Origin of the sequence: Streptomyces coffeae, assembly GCF_016741875.1 — a bacterium.
Classification (GTDB): Bacteria; Actinomycetota; Actinomycetes; order Streptomycetales; family Streptomycetaceae; genus Streptomyces; species Streptomyces coffeae.
The window spans coordinates 1-8,552 of record NZ_JAERRF010000075.1 but is presented as its reverse complement, the minus strand read 5'-3'; the positions used below and the strand labels follow the sequence as shown (position 1 = coordinate 8,552).

Annotated in this window: 1 protein-coding gene; it reads right to left on the bottom strand. The window is 67.8% G+C overall.

Annotated features, from left to right (window positions below; genetic code table 11):
* On the bottom strand, positions 1-8,552 hold an 8,552-nt coding region (locus JK363_RS40710), incomplete at both ends, for a type I polyketide synthase (protein ID WP_201883372.1).

The window sequence follows — 8,552 nt, the reverse complement described above, 5'->3', positions numbered from 1 at the left end:
ACCCAGACCACACCGCCGCTGCCGCCGAACCAGACACCCCCACCCGCGCCAACCGAGGAACCGCAACCCGCCCCTCACGAACACCAACCTCCGGCTCCACCAAACCCAAAACCTGAGACCACAGCGACGCCGAAGGCTCCTGACCACCCCCAACATCCAACACACTGATCCGACCCGGATGCTCCGTCTGCGCCGACCGCAACAGACCCCACACCGACGCCACAGCCAGACCATCAACATCCCGCGCAGCAACCGCTCCCCGGCTCACGACCACCAACCGGGAATCAACGAAACGCTCGTCCGCCAACCACTCCTGCACCAACTCCAAAACCGAAAACACCCCAGCCCGCACACCACCCACCACACCACCAGCCGCCACTTCCACAGCAGCATCGACCCCGACCATCACCACATCAGGCACCGCACCACCCGCCGCAGCCAACGCAGCCAGATCCCGATACGCCGCCACCTCCACCCCAACTCCCCGCAACCCCTCAACCACACCAAGATCCACAATCACACCCGAACCAACCACCGCAACACCCGACACACCCGCGCCCGCCCGCTCGACCACAGGCGTCCACTCCACCCGGAACAACGAATCGCGACCAAGAAGATGGTCATCACGCAACTCATCCGCCGCCACCGGGCGCACGAGGAGAGCCTCCACCGAGGCGACCGGATCCCCGGCACCATCAACCATCTCGATCGCGACCGCACCCCGCCCAGCAGGCGCCAACCTCGCCCGCACCACCCTCGCCCCACAAGCGTGGAGCGTCACGCCCTCCCACGAGAACGGCAGCGCACCGCCCCCAACACCAGGCCCCTCACCCACAAACACCGCACTCTGCGACACAGCATCCAGCACCGCCGGATGCACCCCAAACCCACTGGCCTGAGCCTCCTCCCCCACCTCAACCTCGGCGAACACCTCCGCACCACGCCGCCAAACCCTCCGCAGCCCCCGAAACTCCGGGCCATACGCAAACCCCAGCTCCGCCCGGTCCTCATAGAAGCCGTCCAACTCCACCGGCTCCGCATCCGCCGGCGGCCACACACTCACCTCGAACCCGGCACCCGCACGCTCCACACCACCCCCTTCAGACACAACACCCACCGCATGCTGTGTCCACGGCAGTTCCTCGGAGCTCTCGCCCCGGGCATAGATCGTCACCGATCGATGCCCGGAGGCATTCGCAGCGCCGACGGACACCTGGATCTGCACCGCGCCCTGCTCGGGCAGTACCAGCGGTGCCGACAGGGTCAGCTCCTCGATCCGCTCGCACCCCACCTCGTCACCGGCCCGGATGGCCAACTCAACGAATGCGGTACCCGGCAGCAGAACGTGCCCCATCACCACGTGATCGGACAGCCACGGATGCGACGCCAACGACAAGCGGCCAGCGAACACCACACCATCGGAATCCGCCAACGACACCGCCGCACCCAACAACGGATGCTCCGCAGACACCAACCCAGCAGCCCGCACATCCCCCACACCCACCGAACCAACAGGCCAAAACCGACGCCGCTGAAAGGCATAGGTGGGCAACTCCACCCGCCGCGCACCCGACCCCGCAAACAACATCCCCCAATCCACCGGGACACCGGTGACATGGAGCTGCGCCAACGCACTAACAGCCGTCGTCTCCTCCGGCCGGTCCTTGCGCAGCACCGGAACCGCCACGGCCTCGTCCGGTACCACCTCCCCGACCAGTGCCGAGAGCACACCATCGGGCCCCAGCTCCAGGAAGGCCCGTACGCCCTCGGTGCTGAGGGTCTGGATGCCGTCGGCGAAGCGCACGGTCTCGCGAACGTGTCGCACCCAGTACTCCGGCGAACAGATCTCCTCTGCCGCAGCCACAGCACCGGTCAGATTCGACACCACCGGAATCGACGGTGCGCCGAACTCCAGCCCCTCCACCACCGATCGGAACTCATCCAACATCGGATCCATCAACGGCGAATGGAACGCATGGCTTACAGCCAGCCGCTTCGTCCTGCGCCCCTCGGTCTCGAAGTGGGCAGCGATCTCCAGCACGGCTGCTTCCTCACCGGAGATCACCACCGACGACGGCCCATTCACCGCCGCCACCGACACCTGCCCCGCCACCTCCTCCACCAGCGGCACAACCTCGTCCTCGGCCGCCTGGACCGCCACCATCGCACCGCCCACGGGAAGCGCCTGCATCAGCCGGGCCCGTGCCCCCACCAACGCACACGCATCAACCAGTGACAACACACCCGCCGCATGAGCTGCCGCGACCTCTCCGATGGAGTGCCCGGCCACAAAGTCCGGCCGTATTCCAAGGGACTCCACCAGCCGGAACAACGCCACCTCAACCGCAAACAACGCCTGCTGCGCATAACACGTCCGGTTCAACGCCTCCGCGTCCGCGCCCCACATCACCTCCCGGACAGGGCCGTCCAGCTGCGCAAGCACAGAGTTGAGGGCCTCGGCGAAAGCCGGGAACCGGTCGTACAGCTCCCGACCCATCTCCAGCCGCTGCGCGCCCTGGCCGGAGAACAGGAACGCCATCAAGCCGTCAGCGGCCTCGCCCCGCGCAACCTCCACCAAGACCTCATCCGACGCCAGCAACACCGCCCGATGCCCAAACACCGACCGGCTCGTAGCCAACGAGAACCCGACATCCATCAGGACACCGCTGTCGGGAACGGAAGGGAGCCGGCCGATCTGAGCGTCAAGTGCCGCCTCACTCTTGGCCGACACCAGCCAAGGCACCACACCCCAAGGAGACTCCCGAGGTTCCACGGGCTGCTCCATCACAGGCCCTGCCTCAAGAATCACATGCGCATTCGTGCCACTGATCCCGAACGACGACACACCCGCACGACGAGCCCGGCCCGTCTCAGGCCAGGCAGTGTTCTCCGTCAACACCTGGACATCGCCCGCTGTCCAGTCCACATGCGAGGACGGCACCTCAGCATGCAGCGTTCGCGGCAGCACACCGTGGTGCATCGCCATCACCGTCTTGATGACGCCTGCCACGCCCGCTGCGGCCTGCGTATGGCCCAGGTTCGACTTCACCGAGCCCAACAGCAGTGGACGCTCCGCACCCCGCTCCTGCCCATACGTGGCCAGCAGGGCCTGCGCCTCGATCGGGTCCCCCAGCCGCGTCCCCGTACCGTGCGCCTCCACCACATCAACCTCGGCGGCCGACAGGCCCGCGCTCGCCAGCGCCTGCCGGATCACCCGCTGCTGCGACGGCCCATTCGGCGCCGTCAAACCATTCGACGCACCATCCTGATTAACCGCACTCCCCCGCACCACAGCGAGGATCTCATGCCCATTACGCAGGGCATCCGACATCCGCTCCAGGACAAGGACCCCTACGCCCTCGCCCCATCCCACACCATCAGCACCCTCACCAAACGCCTTGCACCGACCATCCGGAGCCAGACCACCCTGCCGGGAGAACTCCACAAACGTCGTCGGCGTCGACATCACCGTCACACCACCCGCCAACGCCAACGAACACTCCCCACCCCGCAACGCCTGCACCGCAAGATGCAACGCCACCAACGACGACGAACACGCCGTATCCACCGTGACCGTCGGCCCCTCCAACCCCAACACATACGACACCCGACCCGACGCCACACTCGGCGCACTGCCACTCCCCCGCAGCCCGTCAAACTCCCGCGGCAACAACGTCCCGTAATCCCCGTACATCACCCCCGCAAACACACCCGTCCGGCTCCCCCGCAACGACACCGGATCCACCCCAGCCCGCTCAACCGCCTCCCACGCCACCTCCAACAACAACCGCTGCTGCGCATCCGTCGCCAACGCCTCCCGCGGACTCATCCCAAAGAAATCAGCATCAAACTCCCCCGCATCACGCAAGAACCCACCCGACCACACCGACGACTCCCCACCCCACCCCCGATCACCAGGAACCCCACACACCGCATCCACCCCACCAGCCACCAACTCCCACAACCCCTCCGGCGACGACACCCCACCCGGATACCGACACCCCATCCCCACAATCACCACCGGATCATCCACGACCGACGGCAACACCCCAACAGAGCGGTCCACCACACGGACCACCCCAGCGAACAACTCCTCCCGAAGGTGATCCGCCAGCACCTGCACCGTCGGGTAGTCGAACACCAACGTTGCCGCAAGCCGCAACCCCGTCACCGCGCTCAACCCGTTGCGCAGCTCCACCGCCATCAACGAGTCAAAACCCAGATCCCGGAAAGCCCGGGCAGGGTCGATCGCCGTGGGGCTGTCATGGCCCAGCACCTTCGCCACCTGGCCCCGCACCACATCCAGCAACAGCGCCCGACGCCCGGCCTCGTCCAGCCCACTCAACCGCTGAACCAGGCCAGTCGAAGCAGCAACCGCACCCCCCGCCGCACGCCGCGCACGGATCAGGCCCCGCAACAGTGGGGGCACCTCACCCCGGGCCCGTACCGCAGCCAGGTCCAACCGCAGCGGCAACACCACCGCCTCCCCCGACCCCACCGCAGCATCGAACAACGCCACACCCTGCTCCACCGACACCGGCGGAAGACCCGCCCGAACCATCCGCTCCCGGTCCACCTCCGAAAGCTCACCCGTCATCCCACTGGGCAGATCCCACGCGCCCCACGCCAACGACACACCCGGCAGCCCAAGCGCACGCCGGTACCCCACCAACGCATCCAAGAACGCATTCGCCGCCGCGTAACTGCCCTGCCCCGCACTACCGAAGACCCCCGCGGCAGACGAGAGCACCACAAACGCCGACACCTCACCCACCAACTCATGCAAATACCACGCCGCATCCACCTTCGGCCGCAACACCGCACCCACCCGCTCCACAGACAACCCACCCACCAACCCGTCATCCAACACACCGGCCGCATGCACTACGGCACACACATCACGTCCCTCAAGCACCCCCGCCAACGCCCCACGATCCGCAACATCACACGCCACCACCTCAACCCGCGCACCCAACCCACCAAGCTCCCCAACAAGCTCAACCGCACCAGGCGCCTCAAGCCCACGCCGAGACAACAACAACAAATCCCGCACACCATGCTCAGCCACCACATGCCGCGCCACCACCGCGCCCAAACCACCCGTACCACCCGTAATCAACACCGACCCCGACCCAGACCACACCGGAGCCGCCGAACCAGACACCCCCACCCGCACCAACCGAGGAACCACAACACGCCCCTCACGAACTCCAACCTCCGGCTCCGCCAAGCTCAGCGCCTCCAGCACCAGCGATGCCGATGCTGCCGAGAGGTCCTCGTAGCCGATGTCCAGCAGGCCGATCCGGCTGGGGTGCTCCGCCTGCGCCGACCGCAACAGACCCTTCGCCGCGGCCATTGCCGGGCCGTCGTCGGCGCATCGGACCACCACCAGCCTGGAAGCCGCGAATCGCTCCCCATCGAGCCAGCCCTGCACCAGTGTCAGGACTCGCGAGACCGTGGCGTGGACGGAGTCCACCATGCTCTCGGCCACAGCGTCGGAGACAAAGGCTAGGACCACCTCTGGTACCGGGCCCTCCCCCGCCGCCAGCGAGTCCAGGTCCGGATACGCATCGACGTCCGTGGCACCGCCGCGCCGCAGGGCATCGGCCAGGCCACGGTCGGGACCGACCACGGCCAGCGGGCCGGCGTACGCGCTGCTCGGCAGCGTCAGTGCTGGGGTCCACTCAAGGCGGAACAGCGGGTCTCGGCCGGGTCCCGCCACCGCTTCGAGCTGCCCCACCGTGAGCGGTCGCACGAGAAGGCTGTTCACCGAGGCGACCGGCTGCCCGGCACCGTCGGCGATCATGATGGCGATCTTGTCGGGCTCAGTGCGGGAGAGCCGGGCCCGCACGGACGTCGCAGCCACAGCGTGCAGCGAGACGCCCTCCCAGGAGAACGGCAGCACCCCGCCGTCGTTGATCAGTGCCGTCGCGTGCAGTACGGCGTCCAGCAGGGCAGGGTGCAGCCCGAATTTGTCCGCCTCGGTCTCCGTGCTCAGGCTGGCCTCGACGAACACATCGTCTCCGTGTAGCCAGGCGGCCCGCAGCCCCTGGAAGGCCGGACCGTAGTCGAAGCCTGCCTCGGCCCGCTCCGCGTAGAAGTCGCCGAGGTCGACCGTCTCAGCGCCCGGCGGTGGCCACACCGCGGCCTCGAATCCTGCCGTCGTGCCGTCCGTGGAGAGTGCTCCAGGGGAGAGCACTTCCCCGGAGAGGGCGCGCGTGGAGAGCACTCCCTCCGCATGCTGGGCCCACGGCGTGTCCGGCGTGCCCTCGGGCCGTGCGTGGACCGAGACCGGGCGTCGGCCTACGTCGTCAGCCTCGCCCACCCGGACCTGTATCTGGACCGCGCCCTGCTCGGGCAGCACGAGCGGCGTGGAAAGGGTCAGTTCGTCGATCCGTGCACAGCCGAACTCGTCCCCGGCACGGATTGCCAGGTCCACCAGGGCCGAACCGGGCACCAGGACGCTGCCCAACACGGTGTGATCGGCCAGCCACGGGTGCGTCGCCAACGACAGACGACCGGAGAACACCGCGCCGTCGGCGTCCGCCAAGGGCACGACCGCGCCCAGCAGCGGGTGCTCGGCCGAGGTCAGTCCCAGGCCCGCGGCATCCCGAACGCCCGGTGACGCTGCGGGCCAGTAGCGCCGACGCTGGAAGGCATACGTCGGCAGATCAACGCGCTGGGCGCCCGTGCCCGCGAAGAACGCCAACCAGTCCACGGCCGCACCGCTCACATGTAGCTGCGCGAAAGCGCTGATGGCCGTCGTCTCCTCCGGCCGGTCCTTGCGCAGCACCGGAACCACCACCGCCTCGTCCGGCACCTGCTCCCTGATCAGCGCCGACAGCACACCGTCCGGCCCCATTTCCAGGAACGTCCGTACGCCCTCGGCGCTGAGCGTCTGGACGCCGTCGGCGAAGCGCACGGTCTCGCGGACGTGCCGCACCCAGTACTCCGGCGAACAAATCTCCTCCGCCACAGCCACAGCACCGGTCAGATTCGACACCACCGGAATCGACGGTGCACCGAACTCCAGCCCCTCCACCACCGACCGGAACTCATCCAACATCGGATCCGTCAAAGGCGAATGGAATGCGTGCGATACCCGCAGCCGACGCGGCGTGCGGTCCTCGAATCGCGCAGCAGTCTCCAGCACCGCGTCGAGCTCGCCGGACAGCACCAGCGACGACGGGCCGTTCACCGCAGCGACCGCCACACCGTCCGGCAGGACAGGCCGGACCTCGTCCTCGCCGACCTGGACCGCCACCATGGCACCGCCCGCGGGAAGCGCCTGCATCAGCTGAGCCCGCGCAGCCACCAGTACACATGCATCGGACAGCGACAACACACCCGCCACATGCGCGGCAGCAACCTCACCGATCGAATGCCCAGCCACGTAGTCCGGCCGTATTCCGAGCGACTCCGCCAGCCGGAACAACGCCACCTCAATCGCGAACAGCGCCTGCTGGGCATATGCGGTCCGGTTCAGTTCCTCGGCGTCCTCACCCCACATCACGTCACGTACGGGGCCGTCCAGATGCCCGAGCACACTGTCGAGGGCCTCGGCGAAGGCCGGGAACCGCTCGTACAGCTCCCGGCCCATTCCGAGCCGCTGTGCCCCCTGCCCGGAGAACAGCACCGCCAGGGCGCCTTCGACCGGGACACCACGCGTGGTCTCGGCGACCCCGTCCTCGTCCGCCAGCAGCACCGCCCGGTGCTCGAACAGCGAACGGCTTGTGGCCAGCGAGAAACCGACGTCCAGCGGTGAGAGGGCATGCTCGTCCGCGAAGGATCGGACACGGTGCAGCTGCTGTTCCAGAGCCGTCTCGGTCCTGGCCGACACCATCCAGGGCACCTTGCCGGGAACCTGGCGCGGCACAGCTGCTGCATCCTCGGCGGGCTGCTCGACCCGCAGCGCCTGTTCGAGGATGACGTGCGCGTTGGTGCCGCTGACACCGAATGACGAGACGCCTGCGCGGCGGGGACAGTCGGTGTCGGGCCAGGCAGTGTTCTCCGTCAGCAGTGCGACGTCACCCACTGTCCAGTCCACATGCGAGGACGGCACATCAGCATGCAACGTCCGCGGCAGCACGCCATGGTGCATCGCCATCACCGTCTTGATGACACCCGCCACCCCCGCCGCTGCCTGCGTATGGCCCAGGTTCGACTTCACCGACCCCAACAGCAGCGGACGCTCCGCATCCCGCCCCTGGCCGTATGTAGCCAGCAGCGCCTGCGCCTCGATCGGATCCCCAAGCCTCGTCCCGGTGCCATGCGCCTCCACCGCATCCACATCAGCAGCGGACAGGCCCGAACTCGCCAGCGCCTGCCGGATCACCCGCTGCTGCGACGGCCCATTCGGCGCCGTCAAACCATTCGACGCACCATCCTGATTAACCGCACTCCCCCGCACCACCGCCAACACCCGATGCCCATTGCGCCGGGCATCGGAAAGCCGCTCCAACACCAGCACACCCACACCCTCGGCCCACCCCACACCATCAGCACCCTCACCAAACGCCTTACATCGACCATCCGGAGCCAGACCACCCTGC